Source organism: Candidatus Viadribacter manganicus, assembly GCF_001679665.1.
GTDB classification, from domain to species: Bacteria; Pseudomonadota; Alphaproteobacteria; order Caulobacterales; family Aquidulcibacteraceae; genus Vitreimonas; species Vitreimonas manganica.
In genome coordinates this window covers 1,870,505-1,884,701 of sequence record NZ_CP013244.1, presented here as the reverse complement: position 1 = coordinate 1,884,701, position 14,197 = coordinate 1,870,505, and the positions used below count along the sequence as shown (strand labels likewise).

General features: G+C 61.9%; 12 protein-coding genes. 6 read left to right on the top strand and 6 right to left on the bottom strand.

Annotated features, from left to right (window positions below):
* The 3 genes from ATE48_RS09730 to htpX all read right to left on the bottom strand — a co-directional run bounded on the left by ATE48_RS09730 (position 1) and on the right by htpX (position 6,889).
* Complete coding sequence (locus ATE48_RS09730; RefSeq protein WP_228126569.1) at positions 1-3,981, bottom strand: translocation/assembly module TamB domain-containing protein; 3,981 nt, start codon at positions 3,979-3,981, stop codon at positions 1-3.
* Positions 3,982-4,067: 86 nt separating this feature from the next.
* Positions 4,068-5,828, bottom strand: coding sequence for an autotransporter assembly complex protein TamA (locus ATE48_RS09725; RefSeq protein ID WP_066770726.1), 1,761 nt, complete (start codon positions 5,826-5,828; stop codon positions 4,068-4,070).
* A gap of 146 nt (positions 5,829-5,974) precedes the next feature.
* Positions 5,975-6,889, bottom strand: coding sequence for a zinc metalloprotease HtpX (gene htpX, locus ATE48_RS09720; protein ID WP_066770721.1), 915 nt, complete (start codon positions 6,887-6,889; stop codon positions 5,975-5,977).
* Positions 6,890-6,940: 51 nt separating this feature from the next.
* Here htpX and ATE48_RS09715 point away from each other — a divergent pair, with 51 nt between their 5' ends.
* The 3 genes from ATE48_RS09715 (at position 6,941) to ATE48_RS09705 (ending at position 9,763) form a co-directional block, all read left to right on the top strand.
* Complete coding sequence (locus ATE48_RS09715) at positions 6,941-7,126, top strand: DUF1674 domain-containing protein (RefSeq protein WP_066770718.1); 186 nt, start codon at positions 6,941-6,943, stop codon at positions 7,124-7,126.
* 103 nt (positions 7,127-7,229) lie between these two features.
* Positions 7,230-7,625, top strand: a complete 396-nt coding sequence (locus ATE48_RS09710) for a hypothetical protein (RefSeq protein WP_156767711.1) — start codon at positions 7,230-7,232, stop codon at positions 7,623-7,625.
* A gap of 125 nt (positions 7,626-7,750) precedes the next feature.
* On the top strand, positions 7,751-9,763 hold the full coding sequence (locus ATE48_RS09705) for a potassium transporter Kup (RefSeq protein WP_066770711.1): 2,013 nt from the start codon (positions 7,751-7,753) through the stop codon (positions 9,761-9,763).
* Here the strand turns inward: ATE48_RS09705 and ATE48_RS09700 are convergent.
* A complete protein-coding gene (locus ATE48_RS09700) occupies positions 9,760-10,638 on the bottom strand; it encodes an oxygenase MpaB family protein (protein WP_083197267.1) in 879 nt (292 codons plus the stop codon). The two genes, ATE48_RS09705 and ATE48_RS09700, sit on opposite strands and share 4 nt — an antisense overlap.
* Positions 10,639-10,680: 42 nt before the next feature.
* On the opposite strand from ATE48_RS09700, the gene ATE48_RS09695 reads away from it, so the two are divergent.
* The 3 genes from ATE48_RS09695 to ATE48_RS09685 are packed head-to-tail and all read left to right on the top strand — an operon-like array spanning position 10,681 to position 13,401.
* Positions 10,681-11,613 carry a 2OG-Fe(II) oxygenase gene (locus ATE48_RS09695; RefSeq protein WP_066770709.1) on the top strand — a complete coding sequence of 311 codons (933 nt, stop codon included), beginning with the start codon at positions 10,681-10,683 and terminating at the stop codon, positions 11,611-11,613.
* Positions 11,614-11,670: 57 nt separating this feature from the next.
* The gene (locus ATE48_RS09690) at positions 11,671-12,918 is read left to right on the top strand and encodes an argininosuccinate synthase (protein WP_066770707.1); all 1,248 of its coding nucleotides are present in this window, start codon (positions 11,671-11,673) and stop codon (positions 12,916-12,918) included.
* 42 nt (positions 12,919-12,960) lie between these two features.
* Complete coding sequence (locus tag ATE48_RS09685; RefSeq protein ID WP_066770705.1) at positions 12,961-13,401, top strand: thioredoxin family protein; 441 nt, start codon at positions 12,961-12,963, stop codon at positions 13,399-13,401.
* Positions 13,402-13,522: 121 nt separating this feature from the next.
* Here ATE48_RS09685 and ATE48_RS20445 read toward each other — a convergent pair whose 3' ends face one another.
* Positions 13,523-13,720, bottom strand: coding sequence for a KTSC domain-containing protein (locus ATE48_RS20445; protein WP_066774805.1), 198 nt, complete (start codon positions 13,718-13,720; stop codon positions 13,523-13,525).
* A gap of 66 nt (positions 13,721-13,786) precedes the next feature.
* Complete coding sequence (locus ATE48_RS09675) at positions 13,787-14,152, bottom strand: PRC-barrel domain-containing protein (RefSeq protein WP_066770702.1); 366 nt, start codon at positions 14,150-14,152, stop codon at positions 13,787-13,789.
* Between the last annotated feature and the right edge of the window lie 45 nt (positions 14,153-14,197).

The window sequence follows — 14,197 nt, the reverse complement described above, 5'->3', positions numbered from 1 at the left end:
TCAATCGGTTTCGCGCCGCCAACGCAGTGAAACACGTTGATCGCCGTTGCTAAGGAAGCTCGTGATCAGCACCAGGCGCGGACGGACGGTCCATTCGACCTTGGTTTGCGCCTGGCCGAGCCCCGTGCGCGCCACTTCAACGTAAACGTCGCGGGTTAGGTAAACGCCGCCGGCGACGAGGAAGCCGCCGCTTTCGTCCTGTCGTACATTGAAGCGGTCGAGGCCCGCGGCGGTGCGCGCGGCATCTACGAGGTCTAGTGACGCGCGGCCGGAGAGGGCGGCCAAGCTCGCTGCGAGCTGCGCTGCTTCAAGCGCCGAAAGGTCCTCCACGGAGCGGCCGAACAAGACTTGCGGCAGGATCTCATCCTCCGGAAGCGCCGGTTCGGAAGAGAACGTGATCTCCGGATCGCGCGCCGTGCCGATGAGGCGAACGCGCGCGCTGAGATCGGCGGTATCGCGAACCGCTGTAAGATTGATGCGTGCGTCGAGTGGATCGCCGTCAAACTCGATGATCGCGTCTTCGATTTCGAACGGCTGACCAGAAAGCGCGAGGGTCCCCCGTTGGGCCCGCGCTGTGCCGAACACAAGCGGCCGCGCCGAAGTGCCGCCGAGGCGCATGTTGAGCGACCATTCCGCGTCGACGCCGCGCCCACGTGTGAACACTCGGCCTGGCGCAGTGACATTCACACTGAGCGTCGTCGAGCCGTTGCGTCGGGGGGCTTGATCTTCCTCGAGCGGTTCGTCTTCCTCGCCTGGACGGTTGATCTCGATGACGTCGAGCGTCGGGATTCCTGCTTGTGGGTTCGACGCGATATCGATGCTGGCTTCGACGATATTGAGGTCGCCGGTGAGCGAGGAACGGAGCCCCTCCCATGCCAATGTGAGTTCGCCACTCGCAACTGCGCGCGCGTCTGGACGATCGGCAACGCGCATGTTGTCGACGTCGACTGTGATGGTGCCCTGACGATCATTGATGCTTCCGCCGGTTGCGGTGAGACGGCCACCACGTGGTCCTGAAGCCGTGAAATTCTCAATCGTCACGCCGCGATCATCGAGCGCCACCCGTGCATCGAGATCGACAAGGCGTACGCCGGTGAGTTTGTCTTCGAAGCGTCCATCGACGATTTCGAGGTGACCTGCGCCTGAAAGGTAGCCCGCGCCAAACTCGATGGAGCCTTCGCCGTCGAGCGCGCCTTCAAGCGATTGATCCGGCAAACGCGCCGCGGCCCACAATGCGTCCGCGGGCCCGCGTACGGACCATGAGGCGCGCCCACGCCGCTCACGCGCCAACGCGATACGCAGCGGCGCGGCGCTGGTTTCGACTGGTGCATCGGACTGTAGATGCGCAACTAGGCCACCTTCGGAGGTGGCGTCGACGGTTCCGGTGAGCCGTGTTGGCGTCAGTGTGCCGACGATGTGCATGTCGAGTGTGTTGCGCTGACGTCCCGATACGCGGGCGCCATCAAGCCTAATGTCCGCATCGCCACTGAGGCCGCCGCCATTGCTGTTGAGGGCAATCCGGCCGTCTATACGGCCCGTTGCGCGTTCGCCCCAGATAGCCGCGAGCGGCGCCAATGGCGCATCGTCGATTTGCGCCGATCCGGTCAGCGCGCGCCCGCGCTCCTCCCACTGTGCATGCACGACGCCATCGCCGATCGCGACGTTTACTGACGCTTGGGTCCGGCCGGCGCTCCAATCGACCGTGATCGGCGCGCGCGAGAAGATGGGTTGATCCGCAAGTGTCCCGCGTCCTTCGACGCGTGCAGACTGTTCATCCAGGTTGAAGACTGCATTGCCTGCGAACGCTAATGAGGCCTGACGCAAACGTCCGCGAAGATCGAACGTGGTTGCGATGGCGTCTAGCGGTCCTTGCGCGTGCAACGTCGCGGCGCGGACACGCAGATCTCCCGCGCGTGCGTCTGCGAGGTTGGCGTCTAGCGTGATCGCATCCGGTGTAAGCGTAAGGTCGCCTGCGAGGCGACCCGTCAGTCCAGGCGCCAATCCGTCAAATGCGCCGTTGACGTCCAGCACCGCGCTTACGCCGCGGCTCGCAAACTGCGCGTTACCTTGCGCCTGCAACCCACCCCATAGCGCATCGAGTTCGGTCAGACCGATCGTACCATCCGCGATCGCGACATTTGCGGCGGCGGTCAAAGTTTGGCCGGAGGCAGTCCCAGTAACCTCTGCATGGCCGGCATAGCTGCTGCCGTTTGGTGCGAGCGTGAAATTGATTTGAGGCTGCTCAACAACGACGCCGGCGGCGGCGAAGCTCGAAAGCGCGCCGTTCATCGCCAGGGTCGGGCGCGTGATGCGGCCCGTCACGGCGCCTGTGGCGTCGATAGCGCCGCCAATCTCAGCCCCGCCCAAATTCAGCGGACCACGCGCGCTCGCTTCGACGGCCAGATTGGCAATGCCGTTGACGATACGCCCGGTTGCGCCGGCACGAAGTTGCGTACCTTCAATGCGCGCGTGAGAAACCGTGATGCCGCCATTCTCGTAGCGCATGCGCGCGTCGAGACGAGGGTTTGCGCCGAGCAATTGCGGGATAACATCCGGGGCGCCGGAAAAAAGCGCGCCTTGGCCATCGACGCTGATCGCCCACGCGCGCGCGTCGCCTTCACCGTCTCGGAACGCTCGCCAACGCCCGGTGGCTTCGCCGCGCATCTCCGGCGCAAGTGCCTCCATGCGGCGCACGCGCCACTCACCGGCAAACTCGCCGTCGCCGCCGTTAACCCAACCTTGCGCGTTGAGGTTAATCGCGTCGCTCGCGAGCTCGGTGCGATTGAGTTCAAATCTTTCCCGGTGGCGGTTGTATTCGAGCGCAGTTTGTAGCCGCGCGTTGACGAAGAGGGGCGCGGTGCGCTGTGGCGCGCGAAGATCGGCTGTCAGCGTGAACGCCTCGTCGGACAACGCCGCTTGCACTGGGCCATGAAGCTCAGTGCGTTGACCCAACGCGTCGATCTGTTGTGCGTCCAAGATGCCGCGAATGGCGGTGACGCCGTGTGCGCGCCGGAGTTCGCCCTCTAGGCGCGCCGCGCCGAGCGCAAACGGCGATTCGCGCGCAACATCGGAGAGTTGATTTGTCGTCGCGACGATACGCGCCGGTCCATCAAGCTCGCCGTCCGCGTCAAGTGTGCCTTCGACATCGATGGCCAAGAAGGGCGTCGCCGTGTGTGCATTGAATCGGCGATCGCGCGGTGTGCCGGTGAGATTGAAGTCGACGCGTGACCCGATCCGCTCCGCCAGAGTCTGCAATGCCGGCAATGCATCAAGATGAGCTTGGCCTGAGGCGGACCATTCAGTCTCCGACCAGCTGGTGCTGGCAATCAGCAACTGTCGCGCGCCCGTAGCAGCCTCAATATGCGAGTCGCCTGCCGAAAGGGTGCCATTGCCGATCGCCGTCGCGCGGATGCCGTCCGCTTCGACGCGAAGCGCCCGCGCGATGATTCCGCCGGGCGCACTGTAGAGATCGAAACTCAATGCGTAGTCACGATCAGCGTGGTAGAGCGCGATCAGGCGATCATCTTCAGAATCTACCCGGCGCAGCGTCAGGTCGATGGTTTGAAGCGTCTCGTCGCGCAGGTTGAGCGCGAGATCGGTGGTAAACACGGCCGCGTGTCCAACGACCGGCTCCGCAAGCGTGAGACGCTCGATATGCAACTGATCGATCGCCACATCGAAACCCGCGCCGGTGGCGCGTCGCGGCGCGAGAAGCGTCGGTTGACGCGCGATGGCGATCGAATTGGCGCGCGCGGCATTGAGCCTGACAGTGCCAAACAAGATGTCTTGCGGCGACCACTCCAGCGCGACGTCATGCGCTTCCAGCCAAAGTCCGTCATCGTCCGTGATCATTATCGTGCCGGCGCGGAGGTTGCCCATCCAATTGCCGCTGACATCGTCGATTTTGAGCGTGCCGAGCCGCCAGACACGCGCACCATCACCCAAACTGTCGACCACGACATGCGCAGCTGGACCAAGCACCAGACCAACGCCCACGCCGACGAGAGCACTGCCGCCTGCCAGAGCGAGCCAGCGTCTACGCCAGCGGGGTTTGGGCGCTGCCTCGGTCAAAACGCTTGGCCGAGGCTGATGTAGAGCGCGAAATCGTCGTTGCGCTGGTCTTCGTCGAGCGGAAACGCGATGTCGATACGCAGTGGCGCAAAGCCCAGATTGTAGCGTGCGCCGAAGCCAACGCCCCAGCTCAAGTCGGTTGCGTCGCCCCACGTGTCGAACGCCGTGCCGCCGTCCACGAATACCGCGGCGCCCCATGTATCGTTGAATCGCCAACGCGCCTCGAAGGAGGTTTCCACCGCGCCTCGTCCGCCGGGCGTGAGCCCAAGCAGATCGCGTTCTTCGGGATAGATTGAATTGTATTCGTAGCCACGGACCGAGCCGCCGCCGCCCGCGTAGAAGCGTCTATCGGGAGGAACGTCATTCGGATCGCCGGATACAGCTTCGAGCCAACCGAGGCGCGCGCGAGCAGCGAGCGTCAGCCGGTCATTGCTCCCGATCGATTCATAGATGCGGCCTTCGGCAGTCGCGCGAAGGAAGCCAAGTGTCTCATCGCCCGTCGAAACTGACGGTTCGAGACGAAATTCCGTGATCGAACCTTCGGTTGGATCGAGCGTGAACGAGGTGGTGTCGCGCCGCCAATTTCCAAATCCAGAAAGCACGATCGCATCCTGCACCGTGCCAATGAGATCGTCGTATTCGTCTGCGGAGAGCCGCACGCCATAACTCGTGGCGCTGCGCAGCCGCGTCGAGGCATCAACCGACGCGAAGATGGCGACACCTTGGCGCGAGTAGGCTTCGAGCTGCTCGCGATCCGCCGATGCGCCGAAGGTGGTTGCGTGCCCGAGGCCCGCAGCTTGCGGCCGCGTTAGCGAAGCTTCCAAGCCTTGCTGCATTTCCGCGAGGGTTGCGCCTATCGTGAGCGAGTCCGCGCGGCCGGTCAGGTTGCGGCGCGTCCACTCTGCTTGCACACCGGCGCCTTCGGTCGTGGAATAGCTGACGCCGAGTTCGTTCGCGTTTCGCTTCGCCGGCTCGACATTGATGATTACATCCCGCAGCCCGGCTTCGTTGGCCGGGGCAAGCTCTGTGGATGCGAGTGAAACAGCGCCTGTTGACGTGAGATCGCGCCGCAGACGCGCCAGTGCTTGCGGCGAATACACGTCGCCGGCTTCCCAATTCTGGAGATCACCGATGAAACCAGGACGGAAAATACCGCTCGGCTCAGCGCGTACGTTGCCAAGACGCGCAAGCTCGCCCGTGTTGAAACGAAACTCTGCCTTCACTTCCGCGCTGGCGTGATCGACGACGATGCGCCGGTCGCCCGCAGTGGCGTCGGCGTAGCCATTTGCCTGCAACGCCGCGAGCGCATCCGACTCAGCTTGCAGAACAGCGGCAGCCCGCGCTGGATCTCGCCGTTGCACGGTCGCGATCGCTTCGTCGGTCGCGCGCGAGGCGTCCCCATTGGGAGCGCCTGCTTGGTAGATGATGGTTGGCGTGTCGAACGTGAAGCGTGCGCCAAGTTCAATGATGAGCCGCGCCGATGGAGGGTTCTCGCTGGCTTCCGGTGTAACAGTCGCGCCGTAATATCCTTCGGAACGCAACCAAGCCAAAGCGCGCGCGGCCGCTTCTTCCGCGATGCGTTCGGCGTCGAACAAACTCTCCGGATCTTCCCGGTCCGGGAGGAGATCCAAGATAGCGCGGCGGGTATCGTGATCGGCGCCGTCGATCGTCACTGGCGTATCCGCCCAAGCGGGCGCCACGGCGGGCAAGCCGATGGCCGCGCAAAGCGCGACAGGGAGGACGGGAAGGCGGCGCATTGCTTGTCGTAAAACCTGACCAGCAAAGCTCGCAGGGCGGCGGTTAAGGATTCATCAACCATAACCGCCGTGCGACAGTGCGTGCCGCAGCAAATTCGCTCATTTAATCAACGGCAAAGCGACGCCATACCTCGCCTTGCCGAAGCTTAACCCCAGGGGCCGCGCTTTCGCGCCGTCGCGGCGCCCCACGGACCACTTTGGGGAGGCGTGGTTGCGCGACCGAAACGGCGTGCAATATCCATCAATTGAGCGATCCGGTTTTGCGTGTTCGGGTGCGTTGAGAAGAGATTGTCGGCGCCCTTGCCCGCCAGCGGATTGATGATGAATAGATGCGCCATCGCCGGGTTGCGCTCGGCGTCCATGTTCACGCGTTGACGAGCGTAGCCTTCAATTTTCTGGAGCGCGCTGGCGAGCGCTTCCGGCTCACCGCCAATTTCCGCGCCGATGCGGTCCGCCTCGTATTCGCGCGCGCGGCTGATCGCCATCTGCACCAAGGATGCTGCGATCGGGGCGAGAAACATGATCAGTAGGCCGACGATCGGATTGCGATCGCGATCGCCGAAGAATAGCGCGAAGTTTGCAAGCATCGCCACGGCGCCGGCAATCGTCGCCGTCACCGTCATGGTCAGCGTATCGCGGTTTTTCACGTGCGCCAGTTCATGCGCCATGACGCCCCGAATTTCTTCGCGTGAAAGCAAGGCAAGGAGGCCGCTCGTGGCGGCGACGGCGGCGTTCTCTGGGTTGCGGCCGGTGGCGAACGCGTTCGGTTGTGGGTTGTCGATGATGTAGACCTTGGGCGCGGGCAGACCCGCGCGCTGCGCTAGCGCCAGTGCATCTTCCACGTATGCCCGAACGCGCGCATCGGGGTGTCCAGCCTGTATCTCCTGCGCCTTGAAATGACGCAGCACCATCTTGTCGGCGTTCCAGTAGGCGAACAGGTTCATTGCGCCGGCGACCAGCAGAGCGATCAACATGCCGCCTGTGCCGCCAACGAGGTAACCGACAGCGCCAAAGAGCGCCGTCATAGCTGCCAGAAGAATATACGTCTTGAGATGGTTCATCTTTCTCCTCACTTGGGAGAAGATATCGAGAGCCAGAGGTATAGGTTCAATATGGCAGATGAGGCTCCACCGCCGCGTAAGCTGACGCCGGAGGCGCAGCGCGCGCTCGCCGAGGCTGAAGAGCGCCGTGCCGCTCAGCGCGCGCAGGAACAAGCGAAGGAACTCGGCGGTCGGGAAGGTCCAGAACCGACCCGATTTGGCGACTGGGAGCGCAAAGGTATCGCCAGCGATTTTTGATTAACGCGACAGATCTCGCGCGAACTTCGAGCGTCTGTGGCGAAGCGGCTTCATTTGAGTGCGCGCGTGCGAGAAGATCACGCATTCTATTCTGGAGATTGCCATGCGCGTGCGCGCGATCCTTGCGGCCTTGGCGTTTGTTGTCGCACCGGCTGTCGTTGTTCCCACCGCCGCTTACGCCGATGGCATCGAGCGCCCACGTCCGCCGCAACGCCAGCGCATGCGCCGCCCGCCACCGCCGCGTCCGGCCGCGCCGCTCCCGCCGCCGCCGGTCGTCGAAACTGGCCCTGAGACGGTGACCCTTTCCAATTCGTTCTTTGCCGGAGGCGGCGGCGTTGGCGCCGATATCGGTGTTGGCGGCTATTACTCAAGCACGACTGTCATAGTTCGTGGGAGTTCGGCTTCAGCCTCGGCCTTTGCGTACGCGTCGGCCCGTTCAAGCGCCCGTAGCGGCGGAAATGGCGGCGGCCACGGTGGTGGTGGCTGCGGCTGCCGCTGAGGTAACCAAAACACAAGGTCCCCAGTCGCAATAAGGTGAAGGCGCAAGCATTTGCGCCTCCACGTTAAAGGGCGTAAACGCGCGGCCCACCGGGTGCGGCTCTGCGCTCGAAGGGGATTTCTTTCATGGCGCAGGCTCCAGCCGAAGCGCCCCAGCCAAACAGCTCATCGAACGGCGCCGGTGGCGGTGGCCGCGCGCGTGCGGCTGCGCATGGGGGATTCTGGACGCTGCTGATCGGTTCGATTGGCGTGGTCTACGGCGATATCGGCACCAGCCCGCTCTACGCGTTCAAGGAATCCTTCCACCACGTCCTGCAGGACGGAACGCTCGCGACGCGTGAGGAAATCCTCGGCATCATCTCGCTTATCTTTTGGGCGCTGATGATCGTGGTGATGTTGAAATACATCGTCATCGTCATGCAGATGGACAACAAGGGCGAGGGCGGCACGCTTTCACTCATGGCGTTAGCCCAACGAGCGCTTGGCAAGCGTACGCCGTTACTCTTCTTGATCGGTGTTGCAGGCGCCTCGATGTTTTACGGTGACGCGCTCATCACGCCTGCGATCTCGGTTATGTCCGCGGTCGAAGGCCTAAAGGCGGTGCCGGGTCTCGAAGGCCCAATCGATCCGTTTATTCTACCAATCGCGATTGGCATTTTGGTTGGCCTGTTCGCGATCCAATCGCGCGGCACCGGCGTTATGGGTCGCTTCTTCGGACCCATCACTGCAATCTGGTTCATCACCATGGGTGCGCTGGGCGTGACCCAAATCATGGCGCACCCGGAAATTTTCCAAGCGCTATCGCCGCTGCACGCCATCGGCTTCATGATCGAGCACCGCTTCCTCACCTTCATCGTGTTGGGTTCGGTGTTCTTGGCTGTGACAGGCGCCGAAGCGCTATACGCCGACATGGGCCATTTCGGGCGCCGCCCCATCCGTGTCGCCTGGGTGGGCCTCGTGCTGCCGGCGCTTACGCTCAACTATCTCGGGCAGGGCGCGTTCGTGATTGCGAACCTCGACACTCTGAACAACGAATATCAGATCGCAAGCGAGGCTGCGCGGGCCGTGGGCGCGACGACGGTACAATTCAATTTCAGCCCATTCTTCGAAATGGCTCCTGACATGCTCCGCTTGCCGCTGGTGATTCTGGCGACTGCCGCGACCGTGATCGCCAGCCAAGCCGTCATCTCCGGCGCCTTCTCACTGACTCAGCAAGCAATCCAGCTCGGCCTGCTGCCGCGCATGGAAATCCGTCGCACGTCGGAAACCCAAGCTGGTCAGATCTATATGCCGCAGATCAACTGGCTGCTGCTCGCCGGGGTTCTCGTGTTGACGCTCGCCTTCGGTTCCTCGACACGCCTCGCAGCTGCTTACGGCATTTCGATCACCGGCGAGATGCTGATGAGCACCTGCATGATGTTCATCGTCATCTGGAAACTCTGGAAGCGCCCTGCGATTTTGGCCGCCGCAATCGTCACGCCATTCGTCATCATCGAAGGCATATTCCTGGCGTCGAACCTTCAGCGCGTTTGGTCCGGCGGCTTTGTGCCATTGCTGCTTGCTGGCGGTCTCATCATCATCATGTGGACCTGGGTGCGTGGTACTCGGCTTCTGGCGGAGACGACGCGCCGCGATGAACCGCTCGCCAAGCTCTTCGAGACACTCTCACACCATCCGCCTCACCGCGTGCGTGGCGCTGCAATCTTCCTCACCGGCGATCCAGACATCGCGCCCGCTGCGCTCATGCACAATCTAAAGCACAACCAGGTGCTCCATGAGCAGATCATCATCCTGACGGTGAAGACCGTGAACGCGCCGCGGGCGCCAGATAGCGAGCGCGTCAAGGTGGAAGACTACATGCCCGACGTTCGGCGCGTAACGCTGACGTTCGGTTTCATGGAAACGCCGAACGTGGTCAAAGCGCTGACCGAAGCGCGCAAGCACGGTCTGAAGTTCGACATTATGAAAACCAGCTTTTTCCTCTCGCGCCGCACTATTGTGCCGAGCGAAAGAAGCGGAATGCCGCTCTGGCAAGACCACTTGTTCATTTTCCTCGCCCGCAACGCCACCAACGCCACGGACTTCTTCCATATTCCGTCCGGGCGCGCCGTGGAGCTCGGTAATCAGGTGATGGTCTAGCGATAGAGGTAGTTCGCGGGCAGGCCGAGCCGTATGCAGGCTTGGGCTGGCGGTGCGTCCTCCAGAACGAACCGATCCGATGCTGCTCCAAGTGCGCGCACTAGCGTGTGCTCGCCGCGCCGTAGAGCAAATTCTCGCCCAAGCCCTAATGTCTCGCGCGCCCAATCTGGCGTTATGCTGATAGCGGCGCGCACCACCAGGCGTTGCAGTGCTTTTACCGGTAGCAGCGGCGCTGCACGGACGATCGAGAAGAACTCAAGCACGATGTCCGAGCGTTCGAGCTTGGGCGCCATCCGCGCAAACAACGCCTGAAGTTCTGCCGCCGAGCGCGGAGGTTGGTCCGCGCCGTAGAGCGCGGCTGCGGGCGCACCTTCGGTGTGGAAAGCGTCGATCTCCGCCGGCGTCAGTGTGCGTACGTAGCGCGAATAGGCTTCCGAAAATCCAAAGGCGGCCGTTGCGTGCACCCAAGTCAACAGTTCGGGGTCATTGGCGCGATACGGCGCGCCCGCAGCCGTTCGCCCCTCGACACGTTCATGCGCACGCACAACCCCGGCAATCATCGAGCGTGCGTTTTCGGCCGACGCATAGATGGTGACCCACGCCGCATACCCAGTGCGGCGCATGCGCGTAACGGGATCCCTGCGAAAGCTCGTATGCTCCCACACGCCTGTGCGAACGCGGGGCTCCGCCAATTCCAAGATCACCGCTGCGATGCCGCCAATGATCAGCGCCACCGGGTTCTTCATGACCCGCCAGCTTACCGAATCCGGTGCGAACAATGCCGGCGCACCGGCGGGCGCGGCGAAATCCGCCGGGCGCACGCCGGGCGGGGGCGCGATGTAATCACGCAGCAGCCGATCCAAGTTGCGAGCCATCGCGAAAACTCTAGCATAAGCAGCGAGCGAAAGGGCGTTTTGGTGTCAGGCTCCGACGTTACGTCACTACAGCAGCGTGCGAACGCTGGCGACGCGCGAGCCCAATACGAACTCGGCGCGCGGTTGCTGGTCGGCCGAAACGCGCCGTTTGCACCGCAGGATGGCGCACGCTTCGTCGAAGCTTCCGCACGGCAACAGGATGCGGACGCACTTCAGCTTTCAGCTGTGCTTGCGGCGCTCGGTATTGGCCGCGCCCAGGACTGGCGCGAAGCGTTCGATCTGTTGCGACGTGCGGCGGAGCAGGGTGACGAGCGCGCTCTCGGGCAGGTCGCTGTCATAGGCGATGGGTTTGGTAATCAACTCGCCATTCCAGAGCAGTTCATTCACTTCGAAGCTCCGCGTGTTGCGACCGCAGAAAGTTTTCTGTCCGAGACTGCGTGCGCCTGGATTATGGGTCGGGCGCGCCCGCATCTCGACGCCGCACGCATCAAGAACGCGGAGGCGGGCGGCGCCAATGTTCACGCGGTGCGCACAAATACCGGCATGGGCTTTTCGCTAATCGACACAGATCTGGTGCTCCAAGTCGTCCATGCGCGCATCGCCGCCGCTATAGGCCAGCCTGTCGCAAATCAGGAACCGACGAATATTCTCCACTACACGCCCGGCCAGGAATATCGCCCGCACTACGATTTTATCGATCCCGGCGTCGTGCATTTCGCGCGCGAATTACAAACCGTAGGTCAACGCACCGTCACCTTCCTGATCTACCTCAATGACGATTACGAAGGCGGCGCCACAACTTTCCCGCGCCTCGATTGGAGCTTCAAAGGCAAAACGGGCGACGCGCTGGCGTTCTGGAATTTGACCGAAGGCCATCCCGATACCCGCACGCTTCACGCCGGGACGCCAACGACCAACGGTGTGAAATGGCTGTTCTCGAAGTGGGTCCGTGACCGTCCGGTGCCGTTGATCTAAGCGGCGCGCTGTGAAAGAAGGCGCGCCATTCGTTTGAAAGAATCCCAGGAAAAGTTGATGTCGCAGCCCAAGGTCAACAAGGTCGTGCTCGCCTACTCAGGCGGCCTCGATACTTCCATTATCCTGAAGTGGCTGCAAGAGACTTACGGCTGCGAAGTCGTCACTTTTACCGCTGACCTCGGCCAGGGTGAAGAACTCGCGCCTGCGCGCGAAAAGGCCCTGAAGATGGGCGTGAAGCCGGACAACATCTTCATCGACGACCTCCGCGAAGAGTTCGTCCGTGATTTTGTCTGGCCGATGTTTCGCGCCAACACGCTCTATGAAGGCCAGTACCTTCTCGGCACTTCGATCGCGCGGCCTTTGATCGCCAAGCGCCAAATTGAAATCGCCAACATGGTCGGCGCAGACGCCGTTTGTCACGGCGCGACCGGCAAGGGCAACGATCAGGTGCGCTTCGAAGTGAGCTACTATGCTCTGAAGCCGGACGTGAAAGTGATCGCGCCGTGGCGTGAATGGGAGTTCGAGGGCCGTCCGCAGCTGATTGACTATGCCAAGAAGCACGGCATTCCGATCGCGCAGGGAAAAGAGCAGGCCGCACCGTTCTCGATCGATGCGAATTTGATGCACACGTCGAGTGAAGGCTTGGCGCTTGAAGATCCGGACGTTGAGGTGCCGGATATCGTCACCAAGCGCGGTGATCGCCGTACCATCACGCCTGAAGAAGCGCCCGATAAAGCCGAGACAATCAAGCTCAGCTTCGAGCGCGGCGATCTCGTTGCTATCAACGACAAGCCGATGAGGGCGCACGAGCTCCTCACGGAGCTCAATCGTCTGGGCTCCAAGCATGGCATTGGCGGCCTCGATTTGGTTGAAAACCGCTATGTCGGCATGAAGTCGCGCGGCTTTTACGAAACGCCAGGCGGCACCGTTCTCTGGTACGGCCACCGCGCCATCGAGAGCATCACGCTCGATCGCGGCGCCATGCACCTCAAAGATGAGCTGATGCCGAAATATGCCGGCATCATCTATAATGGCTTCTGGTGGACGCCTGAGCGCAAGATGTTGCAGGCCGCTATTGATGCGAGCCAGGACAGCGTCACCGGCGATGTCACGTTGAAGCTCTATAAGGGCGGAGTCCGCACAGTCGGCCGTTCAAGCCCGTACTCGCTCTATTCGAAGAAGCTTGTCGGCTTCGACGAAGCGGGCGGCTACAATCAAGCCGACGCTGAAGGCTTCATCAAGCTCAATGCTCTGCGTCTTCGCATTCTTGCCGAGCGCGACAAGAAGCGCGGTAAGAATGAGTAGGCGAATGCGGGCGCTCCTGGCTTGCGTAGCGGCCCTTAGTTGATGATGACGCAAGCGGCGGCTGACCCGCCGGTGCGTCTCGATCGGACGCTGTATGCCAACCAAGGCTATGATCCACAGAGCAATCCCGTCGCCGATCTCAACGCTGCGCTCCAGCGTGCGCAACGCGAAGACAGGCGCGTTCAGATCATCGTTGACGGCGATTTGTGCGTCTGGTGCGACATCCTCGATATTTATCCCGCGGAAAATGACGACGTTCGCGCGGAGTTTGCTCAGTCCTTTCTCATCCTGAAAGTGAACATGAGCCAGGAGGACGAAAACGCGCGCTTTCTGTCTCGCTTTCTGGAATCGGCCGGCTACCCGGACTTCTTTATCTTGGCATCCGACGGCTCGTATCTGAGCCAACAAAATACGGGCGCGTTGGCGTCGGATCGCAGCTACCATCGCGTCGAAGGCTTCGAGTTCTTCTGTCGCGCCGCGTAGGCGGGCCCCGGAGCCCGTGCTGTACACAACAAAGCCTGGGCTCTCGGCGCGGAGCCAGCGGCCAGCCTGCGCAAACGCGTTCGATGTCTAATCGCGTCTACCTGACATCCGATGTTAGGATTTAATCCAACTCGCGAAATTCGTGGTCCCGAATCCGCCAATTGAAGATTTGGATTCGCGATGGAGCACTGGCGAATTCCGCATACACGTCTGCCGGAACGCCAAAATAGAGATAGGTCCGGCCTGTCGTGAACGTCACAGCCAACGTCTGCTCCGTCGGGACGTAGATTGCGCGCTGGATCAAACTCGATCTAGACATCATTCCAACATAGAAAAGCGCGCCCGCTATCGCCAGCGAGCGCGCCTCAAATTTTGTCGTGATCCCCTACGTCCAATAGTGATCAACCTTATAGAAGGCGAAGGCCTGGTCGCGATACGCGACGCCGTCATTCTTGGTGAGTTCGTCGATCGTGTCCGACGGCGCCGATTTAAGCTCGTCCTTTGTGTAGGGCACCACGTAGGCGTCTTCCTCTTCGTCGTAATTCAGTGATGCCCACGGCAGTGGATGGAATTTCTCGCCGATCTTCAGAACGCCGCCAAAACCGACGACGGCGAAGAGAATTGAGTTGTTCTCTTTGTTGAGCACGAGATCTTCGACTGTGCCGATCTTTTCACCGGTGGTGTCCTTTATGGATGTACCGATGACTTTCTTCGCGCGGATCGCGCTGGTGTGGCCGGTGGTTGTGGGCATGGGGAGTTGCTCCTGTTCTGGGGTGTCTTGCTAGAACAGGTGCGC

Excerpts from the sequence above, each read along its gene's own strand:
- ATE48_RS09725 (WP_066770726.1), bottom strand. The coding sequence starts at position 5,828 with ATGCGCCGCCTTCCCGTCCTCCCTGTCGCGCTTTGCGCGGCCATCGGC.
- htpX (WP_066770721.1), bottom strand. The coding sequence starts at position 6,889 with ATGAACCATCTCAAGACGTATATTCTTCTGGCAGCTATGACGGCGCTC.
- ATE48_RS09715 (WP_066770718.1), top strand. The coding sequence starts at position 6,941 with ATGGCAGATGAGGCTCCACCGCCGCGTAAGCTGACGCCGGAGGCGCAG.
- ATE48_RS09710 (WP_156767711.1), top strand. The coding sequence starts at position 7,230 with ATGCGCGTGCGCGCGATCCTTGCGGCCTTGGCGTTTGTTGTCGCACCG.
- ATE48_RS09705 (WP_066770711.1), top strand. The coding sequence starts at position 7,751 with ATGGCGCAGGCTCCAGCCGAAGCGCCCCAGCCAAACAGCTCATCGAAC.
- ATE48_RS09700 (WP_083197267.1), bottom strand. The coding sequence starts at position 10,638 with ATGGCTCGCAACTTGGATCGGCTGCTGCGTGATTACATCGCGCCCCCG.
- ATE48_RS09690 (WP_066770707.1), top strand. The coding sequence starts at position 11,671 with ATGTCGCAGCCCAAGGTCAACAAGGTCGTGCTCGCCTACTCAGGCGGC.
- ATE48_RS09685 (WP_066770705.1), top strand. The coding sequence starts at position 12,961 with ATGATGACGCAAGCGGCGGCTGACCCGCCGGTGCGTCTCGATCGGACG.
- ATE48_RS20445 (WP_066774805.1), bottom strand. The coding sequence starts at position 13,720 with ATGTCTAGATCGAGTTTGATCCAGCGCGCAATCTACGTCCCGACGGAG.
- ATE48_RS09675 (WP_066770702.1), bottom strand. The coding sequence starts at position 14,152 with ATGCCCACAACCACCGGCCACACCAGCGCGATCCGCGCGAAGAAAGTC.